The 25,436-nt window shown below is 43.9% G+C and carries 20 protein-coding genes and 2 pseudogenes; all 22 read left to right on the top strand.

Annotation, left to right across the window (positions count from 1 at the left end):
* The first annotated feature begins 29 nt into the window (after positions 1-29).
* The 22 genes and pseudogenes from GC102_RS34765 (at position 30) to GC102_RS34665 (ending at position 25,173) form a co-directional block, all read left to right on the top strand.
* On the top strand, positions 30-1,523 hold the full coding sequence (locus tag GC102_RS34765) for a sugar ABC transporter ATP-binding protein (RefSeq protein WP_171693566.1): 1,494 nt from the start codon (positions 30-32) through the stop codon (positions 1,521-1,523).
* 3 nt (positions 1,524-1,526) lie between these two features.
* Complete coding sequence (locus GC102_RS34760) at positions 1,527-2,519, top strand: ABC transporter permease (RefSeq protein WP_171693565.1); 993 nt, start codon at positions 1,527-1,529, stop codon at positions 2,517-2,519.
* Positions 2,520-2,550: 31 nt separating this feature from the next.
* Positions 2,551-3,426, top strand: coding sequence for a D-psicose 3-epimerase (locus GC102_RS34755; protein WP_171693564.1), 876 nt, complete (start codon positions 2,551-2,553; stop codon positions 3,424-3,426).
* 27 nt (positions 3,427-3,453) lie between these two features.
* Positions 3,454-4,251, top strand: a complete 798-nt coding sequence (locus GC102_RS34750) for an SDR family NAD(P)-dependent oxidoreductase (protein ID WP_171693563.1) — start codon at positions 3,454-3,456, stop codon at positions 4,249-4,251.
* 78 nt (positions 4,252-4,329) lie between these two features.
* A complete protein-coding gene (locus GC102_RS34745) occupies positions 4,330-6,033 on the top strand; it encodes a methyl-accepting chemotaxis protein (RefSeq protein WP_171693562.1) in 1,704 nt (567 codons plus the stop codon).
* Between the two features lie 60 nt (positions 6,034-6,093).
* The gene (gene glpX / locus GC102_RS34740; RefSeq protein ID WP_171693561.1) at positions 6,094-7,059 is read left to right on the top strand and encodes a class II fructose-bisphosphatase; all 966 of its coding nucleotides are present in this window, start codon (positions 6,094-6,096) and stop codon (positions 7,057-7,059) included.
* A 167-nt stretch (positions 7,060-7,226) separates the two neighbouring features.
* Entirely contained in the window at positions 7,227-8,672 is a 1,446-nt protein-coding gene (locus GC102_RS34735) for a spore germination protein (protein ID WP_171693560.1), read from the top strand.
* A gap of 31 nt (positions 8,673-8,703) precedes the next feature.
* Positions 8,704-9,894: a Ger(x)C family spore germination protein gene (locus GC102_RS34730; protein ID WP_171693559.1), complete on the top strand. Its 1,191-nt coding sequence runs from the start codon at positions 8,704-8,706 to the stop codon at positions 9,892-9,894.
* Complete coding sequence (locus GC102_RS34725) at positions 9,891-10,988, top strand: GerAB/ArcD/ProY family transporter (protein WP_171693558.1); 1,098 nt, start codon at positions 9,891-9,893, stop codon at positions 10,986-10,988. Before GC102_RS34730 ends, GC102_RS34725 begins: the two co-directional genes overlap by 4 nt.
* Positions 10,989-12,006: 1,018 nt before the next feature.
* Positions 12,007-13,200, top strand: coding sequence for a helix-turn-helix domain-containing protein (locus GC102_RS34720; RefSeq protein ID WP_171693557.1), 1,194 nt, complete (start codon positions 12,007-12,009; stop codon positions 13,198-13,200).
* A 78-nt stretch (positions 13,201-13,278) separates the two neighbouring features.
* A complete protein-coding gene (locus GC102_RS34715; RefSeq protein WP_171693556.1) occupies positions 13,279-14,448 on the top strand; it encodes an ABC transporter substrate-binding protein in 1,170 nt (389 codons plus the stop codon).
* 29 nt (positions 14,449-14,477) lie between these two features.
* Positions 14,478-15,362 carry a branched-chain amino acid ABC transporter permease gene (locus tag GC102_RS34710; protein ID WP_171693555.1) on the top strand — a complete coding sequence of 295 codons (885 nt, stop codon included), beginning with the start codon at positions 14,478-14,480 and terminating at the stop codon, positions 15,360-15,362.
* 10 nt (positions 15,363-15,372) lie between these two features.
* A complete protein-coding gene (locus GC102_RS34705; RefSeq protein ID WP_171693554.1) occupies positions 15,373-16,317 on the top strand; it encodes a branched-chain amino acid ABC transporter permease in 945 nt (314 codons plus the stop codon).
* Positions 16,310-16,844, top strand: a pseudogene (locus tag GC102_RS34700) (ABC transporter ATP-binding protein); the annotation flags it as partial. The gene GC102_RS34705 and the pseudogene GC102_RS34700, both read left to right, overlap by 8 nt.
* 2 nt (positions 16,845-16,846) lie before the next feature.
* Entirely contained in the window at positions 16,847-17,122 is a 276-nt protein-coding gene (locus GC102_RS40815) for an ABC transporter ATP-binding protein C-terminal domain-containing protein (RefSeq protein WP_376769433.1), read from the top strand.
* A complete protein-coding gene (locus GC102_RS34695) occupies positions 17,106-17,810 on the top strand; it encodes an ABC transporter ATP-binding protein (RefSeq protein ID WP_171693553.1) in 705 nt (234 codons plus the stop codon). The genes GC102_RS40815 and GC102_RS34695 overlap by 17 nt, the downstream gene beginning before the upstream one ends.
* A gap of 13 nt (positions 17,811-17,823) precedes the next feature.
* Positions 17,824-19,488, top strand: a complete 1,665-nt coding sequence (gene hutU, locus GC102_RS34690; protein WP_171693552.1) for a urocanate hydratase — start codon at positions 17,824-17,826, stop codon at positions 19,486-19,488.
* 444 nt (positions 19,489-19,932) lie between these two features.
* Positions 19,933-20,205 (top strand): annotated as a pseudogene (locus tag GC102_RS34685) (discoidin domain-containing protein); the annotation flags it as partial.
* 514 nt (positions 20,206-20,719) lie between these two features.
* Entirely contained in the window at positions 20,720-22,006 is a 1,287-nt protein-coding gene (locus tag GC102_RS34680) for an ABC transporter substrate-binding protein (protein WP_171693551.1), read from the top strand.
* A gap of 13 nt (positions 22,007-22,019) precedes the next feature.
* Positions 22,020-23,828, top strand: a complete 1,809-nt coding sequence (locus tag GC102_RS34675; protein ID WP_171693550.1) for a sensor histidine kinase — start codon at positions 22,020-22,022, stop codon at positions 23,826-23,828.
* Entirely contained in the window at positions 23,825-24,271 is a 447-nt protein-coding gene (locus GC102_RS34670; RefSeq protein WP_171693549.1) for a response regulator, read from the top strand. The genes GC102_RS34675 and GC102_RS34670 overlap by 4 nt, the downstream gene beginning before the upstream one ends.
* A 5-nt stretch (positions 24,272-24,276) precedes the next feature.
* On the top strand, positions 24,277-25,173 hold the full coding sequence (locus GC102_RS34665; protein ID WP_171693548.1) for a GGDEF domain-containing protein: 897 nt from the start codon (positions 24,277-24,279) through the stop codon (positions 25,171-25,173).
* Positions 25,174-25,436: the final 263 nt, after the last annotated feature.

Below are 25,436 nucleotides of genomic sequence, written 5' to 3'. Positions count from 1 at the left end.
AATGACATTTGGAAACAGGAGGGGTGGAGATGGCGACAACCCTATTGAAAATGAGCAAAATCAAAAAGCGGTTTTATGAAACAGTGGCACTGGCTGAAGTGGATTTGGAAATCAAGAAAGGCGAAGTTCATATCCTTTTAGGTGAAAATGGTGCGGGCAAGTCCACATTGATGAAGATTCTATCCGGCTCCTATGTACCCGATGAAGGCGAGATTTACTGGGAAGGTAAACCTGCTGCCATCAAAGGTCCCTCTGACTCGCTAGCATTAGGTATTGGTATGGTCTACCAGGAACTGACGATGATCAAAGATCTCAGCGTGATGGAAAATATCTTCTTGGGGCGAATGCCTAATCACAAAGTTTTTCCGTTCGTGGATTGGAAACAGGTGATCGAGAACACCGGAAAAGTACTGAGTACATTAGGGTTAGATATTAATTTTCATGAAAAAATATCTCATTATGATTTAGGTATTCAACAATTAGTGGAGATTGCAAGGGCGATTTCAAGAGATGCGAAATTAATCATCCTAGATGAGCCGACTTCCGCTTTGACGGATAAAGAGGTCAGATCTCTATTTAATGCCATCAACCGTTTGAAAAAACAGGGAATTTCTTTTGTTTATATTACGCATAAGCTTGATGAGGTTTTTGAAATAGGCGATACGGTAACGGTATTAAGAGACGGTCATTCCATTGATACAATCAGCGATATTTCAAGCGTTACACAAGACAACCTTGTGAGTATGATGGTTGGCCGCTCCATTGATGAACAGTACCCCAAATTCAATCATTGCACCTCCAAAGAAGTACTGAAAGTAAATGGACTTGGAGATGGAAAAGCGATAAAGGATATTTCTTTCACGCTGCATGAAGGTGAAATTTTGGGTATTGCCGGTTTGGTCGGTTCAGGCATCACTGAATTGGTTGAAACCTTATTCGGGCTAAGGAAAGCTGATGAAGGAAGCATTTTATTAAACAATGAAGCTTATTTGCCTCATAACCCAAAAAGCGCAATTGAACGTAAACTGGGTTTTGTTACGAAGAATCGTAAAGAAGGGCTTCTTTTGCACATGTCAGTGGCCGAAAATATCACGGTTTCCAGTTTTTTTGGCTTTAGCAGATGGGGGTTTAGGAACAAGAAAAAGGAGCATGGCGTATCGGAAGACTATAAGAAATTGTTGAAAATTAGTACGCCGAGCGTGTTCAGTCCTATCGGAAAGTTAAGTGGCGGTAACCAGCAAAAAGGCGCCATTGCCAAATGGCTCTGCAATCAAACCAAGATATTCATTATGGATGATCCGACTCGCGGCATTGACATTGGGGCTAAAGTGGAAGTTTATAAATTGCTAAATCAAATAACCGAACAGGGTGGATCGATCCTCCTGGTATCGACGGAACTGCCAGAATTAATCGGACTGTCTGACAACATTGTCGTGATGAACAGAGGCAGGCTGGTGGCCAGCTTCAATGCGCGTGAGTGCAGTCAGGAACTTATTATGGATAAAGCGGCAGGAGGGTTGTAATCCATGCAAAGCATAGAGTTAAATGCTATTCAAAATGAAAAGGCCGAAGTGAAAAAGAAAACATTGCTGCATTACATCAACAAAATTAGTCCTATTATCCCGTTGCTGATTTTAATTATTTATATGGCCATTGCCAATCGCGAATTTTTTACGGTGAACAATTTCTTGAATATTTCCAAGCAATCTTCGGTTATGGGGATTTTGGCGATAGGTCAAACCATGGTGATCATCGCTGCGGGAATCGATTTGGCCGTAGGTTCAGTAATGGCTCTTACCGGCTGTATTACTGCAGTAGCTATTATCAATGGCGGTGTCAATCCAGTCGTTGCCGTTTTGATTGGCATTGTGTGCGGAGTTATTGTCGGATCACTGATTGGCTTGATTATTACCAAAATTAAAGTTCAAGATTTCATTGCGACCCTAGGCTCGCTTACCGCAATTCAAGGCTTTGCCTTGTTGACGAGCGGAGGACTGCCGATTTCGGGACTTCCCAAAGGATTGCTAGTGATAGGTAATGGGAATGTCGCCAAGATTCCGATTTCATTCTTAGTATTTGTGGGAGTTGCCATTATTGGTTGGGTCATTTTAAAGCATACGACGTTTGGGCGCAATGTCTATGCGTTAGGTGGAAACCGGGAAGCAGCATGGGTTTCGGGCATTAATGTCAATCTGACTAAAACGCTCGTGTATGCGTTCTCAGGATTCTGCGCATCGATTGCAAGTATCGTTATGTTAGGTCGTCTTAACTCCGCAAATGCATTAATGGGTGACGGAATGGAATTACTGTCAATCTCGGCCGTCGTTCTCGGCGGAACTAGTCTCTTTGGCGGGGCTGGATCGATTGGTGGAACGATTATTGGTGTCATCACGATGGGTACGCTCAGTAACGGACTGAATTTCCTGGATATTTCGGCTTTTTGGCAAAAAGTGATTTTAGGCCTGGTCATTATTACGGTAGTAGCACTTGATACGTTTAGAAGGAGAGTCTCGAAATAGAGATTACCCCATCATTGAGGAGGTTATTCCCATGTATAAATATGGCGTACACAGTTCTTTTGGTGAGAAAGATTGGAATTTCGACTTATTTAAAGCTGTGAAAAGACATGCGCAGAACGGGTTTGATGTTGTGGAAATTTTTATTCCTACACTTTTGACCAGACCCAAGCATGAGTATCAAGAATTGAAACAACTCGCCGACGAATGCGGCATTGAAATGACTTACTCAACGGGTTTAGCGAAAGAACACGATCTGTCATCCAAGGATGAGCATGTCCGCAGACAAGCGATTGAGTACGTCAAAAACGTTCTAGAGATCATAGCCAGCATGGGCGGTAAATCTTTTGGCGGTGTCAATTACGCCGCATGGGCAGGGAAGCTTGAATCAGGCGAGCTTGATCCCAAAGCCTATATCGAGAATAGCATCAAGAGTATGAAGGAGCTGGCGAAAACGACTGAAGATCTCGGGATTACGTATATGTTTGAGGTTGTAAACCGCTTCGAGACGACGGTAATGAATACAGCCGCAGAAGGTATAGCGTTCATCGAAGAAGTCGGAAGTCCGAATTGCAAACTCGTACTCGATACGTTCCATATGAACATCGAAGAAGTTACTTTATCGGATGCCATTATTACGGCTGGAGATCAATTAGCATGCCTGCATCTGGGTGAATGCAATCGCAGCCTTCCGAGTAAGGAAGGAAGAACGGATTGGAATGGCTTGTATCGAGCGCTGAAATCGATTCATTTCGGTGGAGTTCTAACGATTGAATCTTTTATTACCACAGGTGGACAGATTGGAAGGGATATCGGCTTGTATCGGGACCTTACGTTCGGGAAAGATGACAGTCAGCTCGATGTATCGATAAGAGAGTCCTTGAAATTCCTGAAGTCCCTTGAAAACTAAATCATAATTAATTGGAGGATATCAACGATGGACACTGGATTAAAAGGAAAAAAAGTATTGGTAACAGGATCCACAACAGGGATCGGCAAAGGAATTGTAGAAGCTTTTGCGCAAGAAGGGGCGGATGTGATCCTTAATGGCTCTTCGGAAGAGCGCGTAAATAAGACGGTAAATGAATTGCAAGCAAAGTATAAAGACGTGAAGATTTCGGGTATCGCGGCTAACCTAGCCATTCCGGAAGAAGCCAACCGACTCTATGATGAAGCAAGTAAAGACGGTAAACTTGATCTTTTGGTCAATAATTTAGGTATCTTTCCTGTAAAACCATTTGAAGATATTACAGACGACGATTGGTATCATATTTGGAATGTAAACGTGATGAGTACGGTACGTCTTTGCCGAAGAGCGCTTCCCGACATGCTGAAGGCAAACTCGGGCAAGATCATTAATATTAATAGTGAAGCAGGCTTCCGGCCAAACGGCGACCTCGTCCACTATTCGACCACGAAGTCAGCGTTACTCGGGTTAAGCCGGGCGATGGCAGAGCTTACCAAGGGTTCGAAAGTTACTGTAAACAGTGTATTGCCAGTCACGACTTGGACGCCGGGAATCGAAACCTACCTGCAAGGCTACGCAGAACGTGGCGGTATCAGTTTGGAACAAGCGAAGATTAATTATTTCAAGGAAGGTAATGACAGCACCTCGCTGCTGCAAAGATTTCTAACTGTGGAAGAAGTTGCGAAAACGGTCATTTTCGCCGCTAGCAACGATGGGATTAACGGCAACTCTATTTTAATAGACGCCGGCGTCATCCGTCATATTTAATTCCTACCAATACCGGGCTGCAAAGCCCGGAATTTTGTTTGTTTTTTGCATAGATATAATAGTAGAAAGGAACTCACGATGAGGTTTACCATTGGTAGAAAAATATTGGCGGGATTTTTAATCATTTTGTTTTTATTGGCTATAGTTAGCGGGATCAGTGTTCTGAAAATGTCGGATATGGGACAAGAGGCTGTCTCGATTGAGAACAAATGGATGCCTAGTGTTAAAACTTTAGCAACAATGCAGGCGGATTTGTATGACATACAGCATTCATTGTTGGCGATTATTTTGGAAACCGATGATCAAAAAATGGTTCAATATCAAAGCAAAATGAATGATTCAATTGCTGAATTGAAAACGATTCAAAAGAAGTATAATTCCGCTTATACAACGAATGACAATGAAAGAACATTGTTTAAACAATTCATCGACTCGGAAGAGCAGTATTTGAAGTCCTTCCCGGAGGTCATTCAAGCTAGAAAAGGCAATGATTTCATAACGGCTAATTTTCTTATATCCCAGTCGATACCGCATTTTAATCAAGCCATGAATTACTTAGCACAGTTAATTAGTCTCAACGATTCAGGTTCTAATCTGGCGACGGGAAGTTCTATTCAAACATTCAAATCCGGAAGGATATTTGTCATCGTTTTAAGCATAATCACTATTCTTGCGGGCGTTGGCTTAGCTTATATCATTTCTCGGACGATTTCCAAACCGCTTATTAGGGTAACAACAGCGGCGGAGCGTTTGGCAAACGGAGATTTAACCGTCCAAGATCTCGAAATTAGAAGCAAAGACGAACTAGGAGATTTAGCTAAATCTTTTCATCATATGACTTCTAATTTGAGAGAAATCATGTTTCAAGTCGGCATCCATTCTGAAATGGTTGCGGCTTCTTCGGAAGAACTAACCGCTAGTGCGGATCAAACAAGCTCAGCTTCCGAACATGTGGCTGTGCATGCACAAAGTGTTGCAACCGATGTCCATAAACAGGTTCTAGATTTAGAAGATAGCAAACATACTATTGGCGAGATGTTGGAGGGTAGTAAGCAAATTGTCATAAGAGTTCAAGAGGCTTCTATTGCGGTAAACCAAGCAACCCAATTGTCATTGAATGGTACGGAGTCGATTCAGGCTTCAATGAAACAAATGGATATCATTCACAGCTCCGTTCAGCAATTAGTGGGGATTGTGAAGAAATTGGGTGAAAACTCCAAAGAAGTGGGCAAAATTATTAGTGTGATTACCGACATTGCTTCCCAAACCAACTTACTGGCTCTTAATGCAGCTATTGAAGCAGCAAGAGCGGGCGAACATGGCAAAGGATTTGCTGTTGTGGCTTATCAAGTGCGAATGCTAGCCGATCAAACGGGTATGTCGGCCAAACAAATTTCAAACTTGGTAACTAACAATCAGTATGAAACTCAAAAAGTCATACAGTCTATGGAGATGAATGCTAAGGAAGTAACAGAAGGAATGGTTATTATCCATGAAGCAGGGAAATCTTTTAGAGATATTCAAGGGGCCGTTACATCAATAGAAAGTCAGACTAAAGAAGTATCTACGGCTGTGAAGCAAATGGCGATTGGAGCCGAACAAATTGCAAGCTCGATTGCTGTTGTTACCAATTTAGCTGAGAAATCAGCAGCAAATACACAAAGTGTATCGGGTGCTGCAGAAGAACAACTCGCTTCTATGGAAGAAATTAATGCATCTGCAACAGCGCTTTCAACGATGGCAACAGAGCTTCAGAACCTAATAAGTAAATTTAAAGTATAGAATGTCCTTCTTTAATATGGGAAAACTAGAGAAATCTAAATAACGATAGGGAGAGAAACCATGGAACGGGAACTTGCGTTGGAAATAGTTCGAGTAACGGAGTTGGCTGCATTAGCATCAGCTCCTTGGATGGGCAGAGGAGATAAAAATAGTGCGGATGGCGCGGCAACTTCAGCTATGCGCGCTATGTTCGACTCTGTATCGATTCGGGGGACTGTCGTTATCGGAGAAGGTGAAATGGATGAGGCACCCATGCTCTATATAGGTGAACAAGTAGGAAGTATGAATGGGCCGGAGGTAGACATTGCGGTTGATCCCCTCGAAGGAACCGATATTGTGGCTAAAGGCTTGAACAACGCGCTTTCGGTAATTGCTGTAGCAGGAAAAGGGAATTTGCTTCATGCGCCTGATATGTATATGGAGAAGCTAGCTGTTGGCCCGGCACTAGTTGGGGTACTAAGTCTAAATGATCCTATGGAAATAACACTCGCGAAAGCAGCAGAGGTGCTGAATAAGCAAGTTTCTGATCTTACGGTTATGATTCTAGACCGAGAACGTCATGAATCGCTTGTTAAAACGTTGCGAAAAGTCGGCGTGAGGATTAAATTTCTTTCGGATGGTGACGTCGCTGGCGCGATGGCTCCGGCATTTCCTGAAGCGGGGATCGATCTTTATGTCGGTTCGGGTGGGGCGCCAGAAGGCGTGCTTGCTGCAGCAGCGTTAAAATGTTTGGGTGGAGAGCTGCAAGGACGTTTGATGCCTGCCGACAGCAGCGAATACGACCGTTGTATTGAAATGGGTATTAAAGATCCTAACAAAATCTTGACGATGGATGATATGGTCGGTACGGAGGATGTTATTTTTGCTGCGACAGGAGTAACACCTGGCGAGTTCTTGGAAGGCGTACGCTATTTACCGGATCAGCGGGCGGAAACACATTCCATTGTCATGCGTGCAAAAACCAAAACGATACGCAACATCCGCACTTTACACTATTTGCCGAATAAACCTCTATTAAAGAAATGACACTCCTCGAAATGCAATATACTATTCAAAACGCTAAGCCTTCGAACTTGAAGGGCTTAGCTTTTTTCTTACAATAAGCGGTCTTTTTTAAAGAACTAACCGACTGATTGTATTTGGTAAAAATGGGCATATTAATTTCATAAATGATTGGAGAGGTGGGGGGACGGGTGACAGAGCCATATCAAGAGAACATGATTACGGGAAACTTGATGAGGGATGAAGCACGTTTTCGTACACTATTCGACCGGTGTGATGATATCGTATTTCGAAGCTTTCGATTGGGAGGTAAACGGGGAGCTCTTCTAATATTCATGGATGGCATGGTGGAAGAGCTGCGAGTGGAGACCGACATACTTAAACCTTTATTGTCATGTGGTCGATCGGAGGAAGATTCGGAAAACGATAAGTGGGCATGGCTGGTTTACGATGTGCTACCAGCAGAAAAAATCGCAAAAAAAATGCGTGAGGATCAGGCAGCGCAAGCAGTATTAAGCGGTGATGTACTTCTGCTGGTCGATGGAGTGCCTGGCTCACTACTGATTGGCATGTATTCGATAATAACGAGATCCATTGAAGAGCCGGAATCAGAACCTGTTATTCGAGGGCCCCGGGATGGATTTACGGAATGCTTGCAGATTAATATTACAATGATCCGGCGTAGGTTGAAAACGTCCAAGTTGAAAAGTGAATCGTTTCATGTCGGTACCTTATCTCAAACAAAATTGAGTGTCATGTACGTAGAGGGTATTGCAAAGCAAAATCTAGTCGATGAAGTGAAAGCAAGGATCCAGAATATCCAAATCGATGTGGTGCTTGAAAGTGGGTATATCGAAGAATTGATGATGGATAATCGTTATTCTATCTTTCCGCAGCTGATGTCTACCGAGCGACCTGATCGCGCAACTGCCATGCTTGCAGAAGGGAGAGTGGTTATTCTCGTTGATAATACGCCGTTCATCCTTATTGCACCTGCGACTTCACATGAGATGCTTCAAGCCGCAGAAGATTATAGTCAGAATTTTATTGTTGTGACAGCGACGCGGTGGCTCCGATTAAGTTTGTCGTTAATTGCCCTAATTTTTCCCTCCATGTATATTGCCATAACGACGATGCATCAAGAAATGCTTCCCACTGATCTTCTGCTAAGTATCGCTTCTTCACGAGAGGCTGTGCCATTTCCGGCTATCGTGGAAGCTATCATGATAGAAACCGCATTTGAAGGCTTAAGGGAAGCAGGGATTCGGCTGCCCCGCCAAGTGGGACAAGCCGTAAGTATAGTAGGTGCATTGGTCATTGGACAAGCGGCTGTGCAGGCAGGGCTCGTAACTTCCTCTCTTGTCATTGTCGTGTCCGCAACAGGAATTGCTTCATTTATATTCCCGACATACAATCTTGGTTTATCTATTCGATTTCTACGGTTTCCCCTCATGATCATTGCAGGAGTACTCGGCCTTTACGGCATTTTCATTTTTTTGCTTGCCTTGCTTATTCATTTGACGAAATTGAAGTCTTTTGGTGTACCCTATCTTTCCTCCGTAGCTTCAATGAACAGCATTGGTCTTAAGGATGCTCTATTGCGGTTACCTTGGTGGTATCGCGCAAAAGGAAACTAATGTCTCAGAGTTCCGAAAGGAAAAATTGCAGATGCTGCCTAACATCAAGCGAATTTTTATCTTTATACTTTCTGTTGTTCTGCTCACCGGCTGCTGGGGACGAAGGGAAGTAAACGATATCGCAATCGTAACTGCTACAGGTATAGACTTGATGGAAAATGATTTTATTCGTGTAACACTGCTTTTAGCCGTTCCACGGCTTATTGGCACATCTTCCGCGAACGGCGGAGGGGACTCCAAATTGGACGTTACTGCTGGTTGGGTCGTTTCGGAACAAGGGAAAACCGTTATGGATGCGTACAACAATCTGCAAGGAAAGCTCCCCCGCAAAATATTCTTTTCGCATAATCGGGTCATCGTTATTGGTGAGAAACTTGCCAGAAACGGCACCTTACCCACTCTTGATTTTTTTATACGCAATAGGCAGTCACAGCTTAAGAGCACCATTATAGTCACGAAGTTTGAAGCGACAGATGTGCTTAAATTCAAACCTAAATTTGAAAAATTAGCCTCTGAAGTTATGAAAGGAGAGTTGCACGAGAATAGTGGTACATCTGTTCAATTGGGACGTTTTATCACCATGCTAATGGACGAAGGACAGGAAGCTTATGCGCCACAAATCTCCATTGTCCCTTCAGAAAAAGGGGGGGATGGTTCAACTAACCTAATGGTCTCCAAAGGTGCTGCTGTTTTCCAAGACGATCGGTTGATCGGTTGGCTCGACGATATGGAGATTATGGAATTGCTATGGCTTAGGAATGAGAAGCAGGATGGTGTAGTTACTTTGGAAATTCCAAAGAAATGGGGTGGGGGATACGCAAGTGCAGAAATGACGAATGTTCATAGTAAAGTAGTACCCATCGCACAGAATGGCACTGTTACAGTGGATATCGAGATTTCTTCCTTACTAAACGTCTATGAAAATACATCGAGACTTGATTTGAATTCATCCGACGATAGGGCAGTACTCAACAGCTTATTTGCTAAAGAAGTAAAGGGAAATATCGAAATGCTTTGTACGAAGGTACAGAAAGAATTAAGGTCTGATATTTTTGGTATTGGACAAAACATGTATAAACAAGATCCTCACCTATGGAAAACCAATTACGCCAACAATTGGAGAACGATGTTTCCGGACATTGAAGTCAATACTTTGGCGAAAATAAAGATTATACAGACAGGATTGATAGGAAAAGGTGCTATGAAGGAGGATATGCGATGATTTCGATCTCGCCTTATCATTTTTTTTCACTAATGGTATTGTTTGAACTTGGGACAACCGTTATTTTCGGCTTTGGTACGGACTCCGGACGAGATGCTTGGATCACTGCATCGATATCTTCTTTACTTGGGGGGATACTCATTGCGGGTTATGTTACCATCTCAAGGTTAAATGATTTTGTTTCATTGGTGGGGTGGTTTACCAAATGGTTTGGCAAATGGCTCGGAACCCCGCTAGCTTGGCTTTATCCACTTTTCTTCATTTATACAGCTGCTCGTATTATTTGTGATCTTAGGTTTCTCCTCCCAATTACGCTGCTTCCCAAAACACCTCCTTGGTTTTTTATAGGAACGCTTATCCTATTAATCTTATATGTCATGTATGCTGGAATTGAGGTATTATTCAGAATCGCAGGTGTACTTTTACCCGTGCTAATTTTATTTATTTTGTTTGAAACCATTATCCTTTTGGCTTCCGGAAGTTTGCATAGCGACTATCTGAGACCTGTATTAGCTGAAGGATTTGGAAGAGTGGCAAAAGACGTTTGGCCGGTCGGCGTTACGACAACATACGGAGAATGTTTTGTAATGGTTGTCTTTTGGGGCTTGTTAAAAAAGAAAGGATATTTGGGGCGTATTAGTGTTGGTGCGGCCTTATTCGCTGGATTATTCATTGTTTTGTTTGATGTGTTGGCGATAATGTCTTTAAGTGAGCACCTTTTTCGGAAGATGATTTTTCCAGCCTTTACGATATTAAAACTATCAAGTGTTGCTGATTTTTTAGAGAACCTGGAGGTTCTTGGTGCGATGTACTTTATGTGTTCGGCATTCATCAAGATATCCGTCTACTTGTTTGCCGCTGTTCTCTGTATTCGAGATCTGACACATGCTGCTAATGATCGCATTGCCATCTGGATAACTGCTATTTTTGCCTATGTGATGGCAATGACAATGGCTAATAATTTATCCGAACATTTACAGGTCTGGTTAGGAAGCTTAGCCAAGATTATCGTGGTCCCCATGTATATCGTTCTACCCGGGATTATACTTTTGCTTTCATTGTTCGGTAAATTTATAAATAGGAGGACGGCTTAGTGGGATTTCACTTTCCATGGGAATCAAGTATAATGCTCCAAAAGCCTTGGCTGCTGCCAGTTACAATGATCGCGGCGGCGTTGCTTCTTTCCTTGATAAGTTGGTTTAAACCAAGGAAGAAATGATAGTGTTATTACGGGAATGTCATGCGACCTCTAGTTAGAGGAACGTCGATGCTTTATTTTGGGAAATCTGCGCTTGAAATCGAATGAGGGGAACGTTAGTGCACTATTTGGTCAAATTGAACGATTTTTAGGAAAAAACACTGATATAACGCATTGACGTTCCTCTTTCTCATGATTTCGGAGGTTTTCGTTCAAATAGCACATCAATAGAAGAAGGAATCGCCGGGCTTAAATGATAACTTAATAAAGGACTGCCCTTCTGTCATTAAGTGAACTGTGCCCCCTTTCGTGGATACTTAAAAGAAAGACCCTAGATTAAGCTGTTAAAAGATGGCTCCGGTATTCGGTATTCGCCGGGAGTCATCTTTTTTATGTCCATAGAGTACGATTGCTACTTCAATATAATGAGTTCAAAGCGCTCAAAGTAAGCTTTAACCACAGTTAGCTTGGCAACTTCGATGGGCTACCGAAAAACGATTACCAATGTTGTAGTTTCTGCAACAATTCGCATGCCTAAAGGCTATTTTGCAAGTAAAAGTTGTAGTTTGTACAACAATTCGAACTATTTTTTCGCGAAATGGCCTGTATGGGGCTAAATTGTTGTACATTATACAACATCGGAGGGATATGAGGTGGGATTTAGGCAGAATTGTTGCACTTTATACAACATCATTCGACCGAGAATGTAGATTCATTCATTTTTTTCAAAGTGTCCATCTTTCGGGTCACAGTTCAAAGATGACCGATGGGGCAGTCTTTTTGCTCTTGTATTGATTTCCAAAGACTGTCGAGTCGTTCAACAGCCGTCGCATATGCAGGTAATTTATTCCCATTGTGAAATCAATGAAAGCGGTTATATAATAGTATGACTTCTGTTAGGAGGGAATCTTTTAGTGAAATTAAACGCATCGCAAGCTGCATTTTCGCAGATGCTGATTTCCGGGACGTTAGTGCATGAGGCTAATTTCAACGAAATTCAAAATCGTCTAGGCATTGAAATATCTCCGCACGTTGTAATTGTTTTCTCCATCGACCGTTATTACGATTATGCCGTAGGACAACCCTTTATATGGCGAGCGGACATTGGGCATAAGCTTGTTAAAGCACTTCATAAAGCTATAACCGTACCGTTCCTATGGGTATGGGTATCCGAAGGCGTGTTAGCTGCACTCCTGGAGCTCAAGACTGACATCATATCGAAAGATGCTTATCTGGGGCTTACGCTGCAGATGGTTCACGAAACTCAGAATATCATGGACCAGCAAGGTTTTTCTGTTTCTGCCGGAATCGGCACTTATTATGATAATCCATATATGCTGCATTATTCCTACGAGGAAGCCAAGGAGTCGATGATCGATCGTTTTTTTCAAGGAAATCGGCTTATTTTTCAATATGAAAAGAGAAGTAGGAATGAGAAGAAATGGGTTCAGGTCATCACACATGAGGAGAAAATGGAGCTGCTCGCACGTGTAAGGATCGGTGATGAAGAAGGTTCTATCGTTTATCTGAAAATTTTGCTGGAGCGGCTAGCGCAAGCGTACAAGCATAATATTGACATGTTCAAATCGGAAACATTCGACCTCATTATGACTGTATCAAGGCTAGTGCTTGATGTAGGGGGAGACGCGTCCGAGCTATTATCGGGCAGCGCCAGAGTCATTCAAGATTTATACAATACGATCCGCTACGATAAATACGTTCTGAAGGTGTGCGATTATTGGCGTAAGCTGGCAAGACAGGTAGCGGAGGCACATGCGCGGGAGGCATCCCCCGTCATTCGTTCGGCCATCGAATATATGAAAGAGCATTTGCAAGAGAAGATTACTTTGGGGGAAATAGCACGTTATTGTTATCTAAGTACGTATCATTTCGCGCATTTGTTTAAGAGAGAAGTAGGCTTAAGCTTCGTCGATTTCCTGAACAAACTTCGCATTGAAAAGGCTGTGCACTTTCTAGAAACGACGGATTTACCCGTTCAACTCATTGCAGCTCAGGTTGGATTCCCAGATCCCAATTATTTTACGCGAAAATTTAAACTCTATATGAGCTGCAGCCCGTCAGAGTACCGCGCAGCAAAATTGTGCTAGTGTTCCGCAAGTTTGACTAGATTCATGAAAGCGCTTTTAAAGTAAGATGAAGTCATAAATCAAATAGGGGGTTATAAATTGAAAAAGTTTTCTATGATTGCAGCAGGTGTGATTTCTGTATCTCTAATGATTTCGGGTTGCGCAGCAAAGCCGAGTGACTCAGTGAAAAAAGATAGTACTGTTAATAAAGCCGGCGAAACGGTCAAGCTGGGTTGGATCGGTCCGTTAACGGGGCCGACTGCGACGGACGGGACACACAGCAGAGATGCTGCGTTACTAGCGATAGAGCAATATAATAAAGCCGGAGGTATCCAAGGCAAGAAGGTTGAGTTGGTAGCAGAAGACGACCAAGGAAAACCTGAAGAAGCGTTAAAAGGTGTTCAGAAACTAGTCAATAACGATAAAGTTGTAGCTATTGTTGGAGGCGCTTACAGTGGTCCGACGAAAACGATTGCCACCAAAATTCAGGAGCTCAAAGTGCCAATGGTTATTGCCTACGCTGTACATCCAGATGCGACCAAAGGCGGCGATTATGTGAATCGCGTCATCTATACGGGTCCATTGCAAGGAAAAGCGATGGCCGATTATGCTGTGAACGATTTGAAGAAGAAGAACATCGCCGTACTCTACGTCGATATCGACTACGGGAAATCGATTTATACCGCATTTAAGGAAGAGGCCGGCAAGCTAGGTGCGAATATTGCGATTGAACGTCCCTTTAAGATGGGCGACAAAGATTTCAGCTCGATCCTGACCGCAGTCAAAGCCGCCAATCCGGATGGCTTGTACGTAGTTGGTTATTACAATGAAGCTGCGGCTATCGTTAAGCAAGCGAAAGAAGCGGGAATTAGCGCTCAGCTGCTTGGTGTTGATGGGTTCGATTCACCGAAATATTTGGAGCTGGGGAAAACCAATACAGAAGGATCGACTTTCACGACTTCATTTTATGCTTCTGATGACAGATCCGTTGTGAAAATATTCGTTAATCAATGGCAGGATAAATTTAAGGATATCCCGGATATGCTTTCCTCGCAGAGCTATGATGCCGCAATGGTTATTATGGAGGCCATGCAAAAAGTCGGGACCGATAAGGAAAAGCTGAAGCAGGCCATCAATGATACGAAAGACTTGGAAGGTACGTCGGGGAAAATTACGTTCGGCAAAGATCACGAAGTCATTAAACCTGTTATATTCATGACTGTCAAAGACGGGAAGTTCCAGTTCATCAAATCCAAAACCTATAACTAACAATCAGTAAGTGGAAAGGATGGATCCCTTTGGTATTTATTCAGCAGTTGATTAACGGCATCTCCATCGGATTCATTTATATATTGATTGCGGTTGGACTCACGATGGTATATGGGGTGCTTAAGCTGCTTCACTTTGCCCATGGCACGATTTATATGGTCGGAGCTTTCTCAGCCATGGTCGGTATGACGTATTTACACATGCATTTTCTCGTGGCGTTTCTGTTCGCCATGGTCATATCTGGCGTGATGGGCATACTCATCGAAAGATTTGCTTATCGCCCTTTGCGGGGGGCTCATCCGATTACAACCTTAATCAGTGGTATCGGCATAGCCATCGTGTTGGAAAATGTTTATCAAGTCATGTTCTCATCGGACACAAGAGCATTCCCGGAGACGGGAATCGAAATCTCCATCATTCAACTGACGGAGTCGATTACGATTACGAATATGAAACTTATCATTATTGCTGCCGGCATTGTCGGGCTAGGTTCTTTGTACGCGTTTCTTAAATTTACGAAAATGGGTCTGGCGATTCAGGCGACATCCCAGGATTTGCGCGCAGCCTCTTTGATGGGAGTAAACGTCAACCGTGTTGTGGCTGTTACCTTTATGCTCGGATCGGCACTCGCTGCCGCTGCGGGGATACTGGTCGCATTGAACTTCAACTCAATGTATCCGACGATGGGCTCGATACCCGGCTTGAAAGCATTCTGCGTCGTCGTACTGGGCGGTCTCGGTTCCATACCTGGAACGATTATCGGAGGTCTCATCTTGGGGATTGTAGAATCGCTAAGCGACGGATTTATGACAGGGATGGTTGTAGATAAAGATGCGATTGCGTTTATCATTTTGATTCTTATCCTTCTGGTAAAACCATCTGGACTCTTTGGCAAAAACATCGAGAAGGTATAGGTGATCTTGTATGGACAGTGTACTGAATCCTTATTACGTTGATATCGTCGTTTTTCTAGTCATCTATATTTTATTGGGATTGGGACTAAATTTGATTACGGGTTACGCTGGTCAAGTATCGCTCGGACATGCTGCTTTCTTCGGAATCGGAGCCTATGCTTCCGCCATTTTATCGGTAAAAGGCGGGCTGGATACATGGTTGTCTATGATTTTGGCGGTTGTGATCACCTTCGTATTCAGCGCAATATTGGGGCTGCCCAGTCTGCGGGTAAGGGAAGATTTTCTGGCCATTACGACGCTCGGGCTCGGATTGATTATTCAATCGTTCTTCAAAAACTCCGAAATTACCGGGGGAGCTTACGGGATTGATTCCATTCCCACGCCTTCCTTGTTCGGTTGGAAGCTGGATAACTCGGGATACCTGCTGCTTGTACTAGTTGTCATGGCTGTCGGCATCTATGCGCTAAAAAAAATGACCAGCTCCCGTATCGGCAGGGCATGGATGGTTATTCGGGAGGATGAAACCGTTGCCAAGGCGATGGGGATCAACACGACTTACTATAAAGTTCTTGTGTTCGCGATCGGTGGGGCTTACGCCGGTGCTGCAGGAGCGTTGTTCGCTCATAAAGTGTCCTTTATCGGAGCGGATTCCTTCGGATTCTCCGTCTCGGCAACGGTGCTCAGCATGGTGGTAATTGGCGGTTTGGGGAGTATTCGCGGTACGTTATTCGGCGTCAGCCTCTTGTATTTGCTCCCTGAAATGTTCCGTTTGTTCAAGTTTGATTTTATCGATATGAAGTATTTGGATATGTATAAAATGATTATTTACGGGCTGTTGATGGTTTTCGTGGTGCGTTATCGTCCGAAAGGAATTTTCGGCAAGACGGGAGCCAAACTCAAGTCCTTGCAACCGCATAAAGCGGGAACGCCAAAGGACGGTGACAGCCATGCTTAAAGTGAAAGGGATCACGAAACGTTTCGGAGGACTCACCGCCGTCCACGCGGTAGATTTTGAAGTAAAGCAAGGAGAGATTGTCGGTCTGATCGGTCCGAATGGAGCCGGTAAGACGACGTTCTTCAATATATTGACTGGTATTTATAAAGCGGATGAAGGCACGATTGATTTCGAAAACAAGCCGATTCAAGGGCTTGCGCCGTTTCGCATCGCGAAGAGCGGGATGTCCAGAACCTTTCAAAATATACGGCTGCTGAAGGATGAAACGGTGCTGGAAAATGTGAAAGTTGGCATGTTCGGCCGAACAAAATCCGGTCTGTGGTCGGCAATTCTCGGCATGCGAGCTTCAAGGGTTGAAGAAGAGCAGGTGGCAGAATTAAGCCTGAAGGCTATTGAACTTGTAGGTTTGAATGGATTCGAACAGGAACTGGCGGGGAGCTTATCGTACGGTAATCAACGACGAGTGGAAATCGCCCGAGCACTTGTTGCGAATCCTAAGCTTCTGCTGCTCGATGAACCTACGGCTGGGATGAACGCACAGGAAACCAAGGAAGTGGATGATCTAGTTCGGAAAATCAGGAAGAATGGAACAACGGTCATTCTTATCGAGCATAACGTCGGAATGGTGGTTGGACTGTGCGACCGCCTTGTCGTTCTGGATCATGGCGAGAAGATTGCGGACGGCAAACCGGAGCAGGTCATCGCTCATCCGAAGGTCATCGAAGCGTATATCGGAAAGACTGACGAGATCGACGAGACTGACGAGTCTGAAGAGGAGGTGAATCCCATTGCTGCAAATTCGTGATCTTAACGTGTCTTACGGAAGCATTCATGCGGTTCGCGGTCTTTCCCTTCAGGTTGGCGCTGGTGAAGTTGTCACATTAATCGGGTCGAACGGAGCAGGCAAATCGACGACGGTGAACGCGATATGCGGAACCATTTCTTCCCAGGGGTCCATTCAATACAACGGCAAAGAACTGAATGGCAGGTCCACCCATGACATTGTGAAGGATGGGATCGTTATGGTCCCCGAAGGGAGAAAGGTATTTCCCAAGCTTTCCGTAGTCCAAAACCTGCTGATGGGAGCTTTTTCACGAAAAGCATCGAAGGCGGAACTTACGCAAGACATTGATTTCGTATTTGGATTATTTCCACGATTAGCCGAACGAAAAAGTCAATTTGCAGGTACGATGAGCGGGGGCGAGCAGCAAATGCTTGCCATCGGTCGGGCGCTAATGGCGAAGCCTAAGCTCCTTATTTTGGACGAGCCATCGATGGGTTTGGCACCTATTGTGGTCAAAGATATTTTTGAGACAATCCGCATCATCAAGAAGCAAGGATTAACGACGCTATTGATCGAGCAAAATGCTTCCATGGCTTTATCCGTGGCTGATCGCGGGTATGTGATGGAGCATGGGGAAATCAGGTTTCACGATACCGCACACAATTTGCGTACGCAGGATAACGTCAAGAAGGCGTATCTGGGTCATTAAGGGAGATATTTGCATGCAAAAGACAGTTGGTCGTACGATCCGCGCATCCCATGGAACGAAACTTACGGCAAAAGGCTGGCAGCAGGAAGCGGTACTCCGGATGCTGATGAACAACTTGGATCCCGATGTGGCAGAGCGTCCTGAGGATTTGGTCGTTTACGGGGGCATCGGTAAAGCAGCGCGAAATTGGGAATGCTTCGATAAGATTGTGGAATGTTTAACCGAGCTGGAGGATGACGAAACGCTGCTTGTTCAATCTGGTAAACCGGTTGGTGTATTTAAGACGCACCCGCTGTCACCTCGGGTTCTTATCTCGAATTCCGTTCTCGTTCCAGCTTTTGCTAATTGGGACACATTTCACGAGTTGGATAAAAAGGGCTTAATGATGTACGGCCAAATGACGGCGGGCAGCTGGATTTACATCGGCAGCCAAGGTATTTTGCAGGGGACGTATGAAACGTTTGCCGAGGCTGCCCGGCAGCACTCCGATGGCACGTTGAAAGGTACGCTGACATTAACGGCCGGACTTGGCGGGATGGGCGGCGCTCAGACGCTAGCTGTCACGATGAACGATGGCGTTGTCATCGGCGTGGACGTTGACCCGACTAGGATTCAACGAAGAATCGATACCCGTTATTGCGATGTCATGGTTTATGAAATAAATGAAGCCTTGAAGCTGGCAAACGAAGCTCAGGAGCAGGGCAAGGCGCTCTCGATCGGGCTCGTTGGGAACGCGGCTGAGATTTTCCCGGAGTTCGTAGCACGCGGTATTGTTCCTGATTTCGTGACGGATCAAACGTCCGCCCACGATCCGCTGAACGGCTATGTGCCTAGCGGGTATTCCCTCCAAGCGGCAGCCGAGCTGCGCAATAGTAATCCGGCTGAATACGTGAAGCTGTCCAAGAAGTCGATGGCCGCTCATGTTCGAGCGATGCTTGACCTGCAGCGATTGGGCTCGGTTGTATTCGATTACGGGAATAACATTCGACAGGTAGCTCTTGATGAAGGGGTAACAGACGCATTTAACTTCCCAGGCTTTGTACCGGCTTACATCCGACCGCTGTTTTGCGAAGGCAAAGGTCCTTTCCGTTGGGTAGCGCTTTCCGGCGATCCGGAAGATATTTACAAGACGGATGAGCTAGTGTTGAAGCTGTTCCCAGATAATGAACCGCTGCACCGTTGGATGCAATTGGCGAAGGATAAAGTTGCGTTCCAAGGCTTGCCTGCCCGCATTTGCTGGTTGGGTTACGGGGAGCGTGTGAAATTAGGGCTTGCGATCAATGAAATGGTACGAAGTGGAGAACTTTCCGCACCGATCGTCATCGGACGTGATCATTTGGATTGCGGTTCCGTGGCTTCGCCTAATCGTGAAACGGAGTCCATGAAGGATGGCAGTGATGTAGTTGGCGACTGGGCGATATTGAACGCGCTTGTGAATACGGCTTCCGGTGCGAGCTGGGTTTCTGTCCATCACGGCGGCGGCGTAGGCATGGGTTATTCCCTGCATGCGGGCATGGTTGTGGTGGCGGATGGTTCCAAAGAAGCGGATGAAAGACTGTCCCGCGTTTTGAATACGGACCCTGGAATGGGTGTTATCCGTCATGCCGATGCTGGATATGAGCTTGCTATAGAGACGGCTAAGGAGCGCGGTGTTCGTGTTCCGATGCTTGGCATATAAGAGAATCAGGATAAAATAAAGCAAGCCCGGTACAGCTTGCTTTATTTCGAGCGGCGACTAAACATGGCTAACAAACATATAGATCTGCAATCAGGGGTATTATTGGAATGAAGAAGAGATTGGCAGCCTATATCGTAGGTTTAAAGCGAATGGTCGAAGCCATAAAATGGCGTGTATGGATTTAAATAAGGCTCTGATCAAGGAATCCGGACTATGTGATCACGAGTAGACATTTCATAGAGTAACTCTGGGACTTGGATATTTCAGGTCTTTTTTTGTTTGGAAATGGCAAGGAATTTAAGTGATGCTGCAGGGAGGGAACTGAAAGCTTTGAGCATAGCAAATAAAGGGCCGAGCGTAATATTGTATTGGAAAACATAACCGTTTGATCGATCCTAACTCAGTGATCGCGCCGATTTACGATTTCTACCGACGCCGCAATTTGCTGCAGATGGTTCAACAGCTACCAAATGGGCATCCGTCGCGGCATCGCCCAACTGGCTGACAATCGATTTAGGTAAGTCTTATCATTTGAAGCGTTGGGTTGTTAAACATGCGGGAGCGGGCGGAGAATCAGCGATTTATAATACACGTGATTTTAAGCTGCAGGTAAGTCGTGACGGCACAAATTTCACGGATGTCGACACGGTAATGGGAAATTCGACAAATTTAACAGATCGCAGCATCAATACGAACGCCAGATATGTTAGACTGTAGAGACCGTCGATTCATTCATCTAATCTTGCTCTGCATTGAGGTGTCTTAGATCGGGTTCAATCTTCAACTATGCTCAATTGAGGTTGCTAGATGAATGAATCCCTATTCGCGGTTGAATGATGTTGTAGAAAGTGCAACAATTACTACCTAAATCTCGCCTTTTTCCATAAGTTGTTGCATAATGTACAATAATTTGGTCCTATAAAGGCCATTTCGCAACAACTGGGCTAAAAATGTTGTACAAACTGCAACTTCAAGTTGCAAAATAGCCTTTAGGCGTGCAAATTGTTGTATAAAATACAACATTGGTAACCACTATAGCCCATTTGCCCTAACGAAAGCTGAATGACTCTAAAATCGGATTTTGGAGTTTTGTTGAGAGACATAATGAATCAATCGACAGTCTCCTGTATATAACGCAAGGAACACAAATCGGTAATGACGGATATGCAAGAAACGGGTCCGCCAGAATTTATGAGATCGAAGTTTATAACTAATCAGGAGGAATGAACGGATGCGTAAATGGATCATTGGTCTGACGGCATTGTCCTTTATAATCACTACGGCAGGGTGCAGTAATGCAGCGAAGCAACCAGTTCCTTCGAATGGACAAGCTCAAAAGCAGGAAGATCGAACCGATGAGGCGTTTACGCTGCGCGTATCCTATTGGGCTCAGGATAAAAACGGATATTTTGATTCGGTAGAAAAAAAGTTTAAAGAAAAATATCCGAAAGCTACTATCCGGTGGGACAAATTAGATGAGAAAAATTTTGCCGAGGTCACAGAAAACCAATTAAAATCAGGTCAAGCTGCCGATATCCTATTTAATCAGAAGATCAAAGAATACGCCAAAGCGGGTTATCTGCTGGATTTATCGGATCAGCCTTGGACCCAGCGAATGATTGATTCCGCGAAGCAAACGGTTGCCTACAAAGGGAAAACCTATGGAGCGGCTCTTGATGTGAGCACTTTTGGCGTGTATTACAATAAAATTATTTTTGATCGTCTGCAATTGCAGCCGCCCAAAACATGGGATGAATTTATGGCGTTGAACGCCAAAATCAAGCAGGCTGGGTTATCGCCGATTATAGGCGGATTTAAAGATGTATGGACGATTCAGGGTGTTTATCTGCCCATTGCCGCAACGTCAGAGTTTCTCCAAAACCCTAATTTTGAATTGGATTTATATGCGGGTAAGGTGAAAATTGACGGTCCTGAGGTCAACACCGCGATGCGGAAATTTGCTGATCTTGCGCACAATGGTTATTTTAATCCGGATGCTTTACTAATAGGCTATGAGGAGTCGACTCAGCAATTTATTGACGGAAAAGGCGCTATGCAGGTGATGGGTAGTTGGACGCCTGGGGTTGTAGATAGTAATACGTCTGATTTCAAAATGGGTTTTTTCGCCCTGCCGGATCAGAATGGAAAAACGGTAATGGCTGCAGCGCCGGACAAGCAGGTATCGATTAATGCAAAGACATTACACCCAGTAAAAGCTAAATATTTATTGTCCCTTCTGCTCGATAAAGATATGTTGGCGCTTTATAGCAAGAACGTTGCCTTATCTGCTTTTAAAGATGTGATTGCTGAATACTCCAATCCGGCGATGAAGGATGTGCAGAAAGCGCTGCAGCTTTATCCAACATCGATCAACCCGGGACATTTGTTTACCAATTCAGCGAATGACGCCATAAATGCGGCGTTAAATCATATTTTGTCAGGGAAAGTGCTTCAAAATGAATTGAAAGAAGCCGATGTGAATTATATAAAGGATAAGGCGACCCTTATTCTAGATTGAGGGTGAAGGACCAATGAACCTCATATTGCGATTGCTTCGGCTTCACAGCTTAAAAGCACGATTGCGATTTTTTGGAATATCCTTAGTGCTTATGGTTGGACTGCTTACTATTTCATCTTATTCCTTTTTAGAGTATCGCCAAACGGAAAGCAATCAGATTAATTCGATGCGCAAAGACAGTGCAATTCAGCAAACGGCCATTGATAGTTGGGTAGCTGCAAGAGCTTCTGAAATCCGCAATCTAGCTAATTTACAATCGACTGTAGAGCTGGATACGGATGGTATTCAAAATAACCTTACCTTCTTTGCGTCACATCAACAGGAGTTTGAAGCGGTCTCTTTTGCTAATAAAGAGGGAATTGTTGAATTTAGTACCATGAACCAAATTGGCGCTTATTTTACCGAACGAACCTATTTGGAAGAAGCCTCTAAAGGCCGTGAATATATATCTGATGTGATGCTCGGTAAGGTCACCAATCAACCGATGATTTTATTTTCTGCTCCTGTTATGAATAAAAAGAAGCAACTTGAGGGTGTTATTTATGGAACGGTTACGTTAAAGACAATTGATAAGCTCATGGAGCAATTTCGTTATGGAGACAGCGGTGAATCGTATTTGATTGATCGAAACGGTTATCTAGTCACTGAATCGCGGTTCAAGGGGAATTGGAAACGGCTGGAATTTCAATTGAACAGCGATATTCTCGAACGATCGAAGCAAGGGATACAAGCAACCTCGACCTATGAGAGTTACCGTGGCAAGCAAGTTTTCGGGACTTACCAGTTGGTGAATAACGGGAAATGGATCGCTGTTAACGAAATTGAGCGAGATGAAGTGTATCGAACCTTTAATAGGCAATTAATTGTAATGTTGATCATCATTTGTATCGTGCTTACATTTGGGTTTATCTTGATGCTGCGAATATCGTACCATATTGAACATCCCGTTCAGCATTTATTGAAAGGGGTTCAGCGACTAAAGCAAGGCGATTATCATTATAAAATCGATTATAGCAGTATGAAATCAGCTCCCGTTGAGCTGCTGCAGCTATGTGAGGCATTTAATCAAATGTCGCAAAATATTCAAGACAATGAACTTGAGCTTAAGAGGCAAAAGGAAGATTTGGCTGGTTCCAATGCGGAATTAGAGCAATTTGCTTATGTCGCTTCGCACGATTTACAGGAGCCTTTGCGGATGGTAGCCAGTTATGTACAGCTATTGGCGAAGCGATACCAAGGTAAATTAGATCAGGACGCGGATGATTTTATTCATTATGCAGTTGATGGTGCGCAGCGCATGCAGAATTTGATTAACGATTTATTAGCTTTTTCCAGGGTGGGTACGAAGGGTAAGGAGCTTAAGTCTGTTGACTTTGAAGAGGTTTTGCATCATGTATTGACTAATCTACAGCATGCTATTCAAGAAAGTGATGCTTTGGTCACACATGATCCACTGCCTACTTTGCTGGTTGATCCTACACAAATGGTACAATTATTGCAAAATTTAGTTGGTAATGCCATTAAGTTTCGCGATGCCAACCGCGCACCCATCATTCATATCGGGATTAAACAGCAAAATAATGAGTGGTTATTTTCAATTCGTGACAATGGGATTGGTTTTGATCCGAAGTATCGGGACCGAATTTTCCTCATTTTTCAAAGGCTCCATAATAAAACAAAATACCAGGGTACTGGTATAGGGTTGTCCATTTGCAAAAAAATTGTAGAACGACATGGCGGGAAAATATGGGTTGATTCAGAAGTGGGTCATTCGACAACCTTCTACTTTACGCTGCCAGACAGAGGAGAACATATTACATGATCGATAATAAACTGAGTCAAAATGTAGAAATTCTTTTAGTAGAAGATAATCCCGGAGATATTCGTTTGATTGTCGAAGTGCTAAAAGAAGGGAAGATACACAATAATTTAAGTGTAGTTGAGGATGGCGAAGAGGCTTTGGCTTATCTCAAGCGCGAAGGCAGCTACCAGGATGCGATTGTGCCGGACATTATTTTATTAGATTTAAATCTTCCTAAAATCAATGGCACCGAAGTACTTGCCGAAATCAAAAATGATCCGCTCCTGAAGTATATTCCAGTCATTATTTTAACGACTTCCGAAGCAGAACAAGACATTTTAAGAGCTTATGATCTGCATGCGAATTGTTATATCACCAAGCCAGTCAACCTAGAGCAGTTTTTAACAGTTGTACGATCGATTGAAAATTTTTGGCTTACGCTTGTTAAGCTGCCTAGGAGGTAGAACTATTGATCAAGGTTTTATTAATTGAAGATAATCCGGGAGATGCTCGATTGATTCGAGAAGTTTTATCGGATACAGATAATCAGAATATTGCGTTGAAATGGGTCGATCAGTTGGAAACGGGCATTGAACTGATAAACAAGGATGCATTTGACGTTGTTTTACTTGATCTTTCACTTCCAGACAGTCATGGCATGGAAACAATCATCAGCTTTCGGGAGCAAGCGCCTGCTATCCCAATCGTTGTACTGACCGGGCTTGATGATGAGAAGGTTGCAATAAATGCCGTACAGCATGGAGCTCAGGATTATTTGATTAAAGGACAAGTCAACAGTTCGGTCATTATGCGTTCAATGCGTTATGCAATTGAACGTCATCGTCTTCAGGACGAGCTTTATAACTTATCGATTATTGATGAGCTGACGAGTCTCTACAATCGTCGAGGTTTTTTTAACCAGGCGCAGCAGTTTATGCATGTGAATGGTCAGGAAGGCAATGGCTTTTATTTGATTGTTGCCGATCTGGACGGTATGAAACAAATTAACGATTCCCATGGTCATCATATGGGAGACTTGGCCTTAATGGATACGGCCAATATATTGAAAGAAGTTTTCTTTGATTCTGATATTATTGCCCGTATGGGTGGAGATGAGTTCACCGTTATTTTACCGGATACGCATGGATTTTCACCCAGCTTAGATACATTTGAACAGGAAATCATCTTGAAAATCCAGCAAAGGTTACATAGCTTTAATTTGAGCGCTGGCCGAATCTATCAACTTTCGATTAGTCTTGGATTATTTCATTATAATCCAGCTATGCCCGTAACCTTAGGCGAATTAATTATCCAAGCGGATCATCGCATGTATACCCATAAAAAAGGAAAAGTCAAAGTTCTATGAAATATGAAGGATTCATTAGAAAGGCTCTGTGGGCAGGTATACCCTCAGGGCCTTTTTTGAATTTATATGTTTTGGGTTTGGGGTGCTCCTGAATAAGCGCGTCTTCAGCGCTTATTCAGAACGAACGCGCAAGACAGCATGCTGAGAAGTCGATTTTCAGCTTCCCAGACTCTTTCGGCTCGGAGAGCTCTCGCTGTAAGCGCGGTTTTCGCGCTTATTTGCTCGGGTACTCCTGAATAAGCGCGTTTTCAGCGCTTATTCAG

Source organism: Paenibacillus germinis, assembly GCF_013141785.1.
Lineage (GTDB): Bacteria > Bacillota > Bacilli > Paenibacillales > NBRC-103111 > Paenibacillus_E > Paenibacillus_E phytorum.
Note: the sequence above shows the minus strand (reverse complement) of the source record. Positions and strands in the feature narration are given on the sequence as shown.

Bases quoted from the DNA above. Each gene is read 5' to 3' on its own strand.
- GC102_RS34765 (WP_171693566.1), top strand. From the start codon at position 30: ATGGCGACAACCCTATTGAAAATGAGCAAAATCAAAAAGCGGTTTTAT.
- GC102_RS34760 (WP_171693565.1), top strand. From the start codon at position 1,527: ATGCAAAGCATAGAGTTAAATGCTATTCAAAATGAAAAGGCCGAAGTG.
- GC102_RS34755 (WP_171693564.1), top strand. From the start codon at position 2,551: ATGTATAAATATGGCGTACACAGTTCTTTTGGTGAGAAAGATTGGAAT.
- GC102_RS34750 (WP_171693563.1), top strand. From the start codon at position 3,454: ATGGACACTGGATTAAAAGGAAAAAAAGTATTGGTAACAGGATCCACA.
- GC102_RS34745 (WP_171693562.1), top strand. From the start codon at position 4,330: ATGAGGTTTACCATTGGTAGAAAAATATTGGCGGGATTTTTAATCATT.
- glpX (WP_171693561.1), top strand. From the start codon at position 6,094: ATGGAACGGGAACTTGCGTTGGAAATAGTTCGAGTAACGGAGTTGGCT.
- GC102_RS34730 (WP_171693559.1), top strand. From the start codon at position 8,704: ATGCTGCCTAACATCAAGCGAATTTTTATCTTTATACTTTCTGTTGTT.
- GC102_RS34725 (WP_171693558.1), top strand. From the start codon at position 9,891: ATGATTTCGATCTCGCCTTATCATTTTTTTTCACTAATGGTATTGTTT.
- GC102_RS34705 (WP_171693554.1), top strand. From the start codon at position 15,373: ATGGACAGTGTACTGAATCCTTATTACGTTGATATCGTCGTTTTTCTA.
- GC102_RS40815 (WP_376769433.1), top strand. From the start codon at position 16,847: ATGAACGCACAGGAAACCAAGGAAGTGGATGATCTAGTTCGGAAAATC.
- hutU (WP_171693552.1), top strand. From the start codon at position 17,824: ATGCAAAAGACAGTTGGTCGTACGATCCGCGCATCCCATGGAACGAAA.
- GC102_RS34680 (WP_171693551.1), top strand. From the start codon at position 20,720: ATGCGTAAATGGATCATTGGTCTGACGGCATTGTCCTTTATAATCACT.
- GC102_RS34675 (WP_171693550.1), top strand. From the start codon at position 22,020: ATGAACCTCATATTGCGATTGCTTCGGCTTCACAGCTTAAAAGCACGA.
- GC102_RS34670 (WP_171693549.1), top strand. From the start codon at position 23,825: ATGATCGATAATAAACTGAGTCAAAATGTAGAAATTCTTTTAGTAGAA.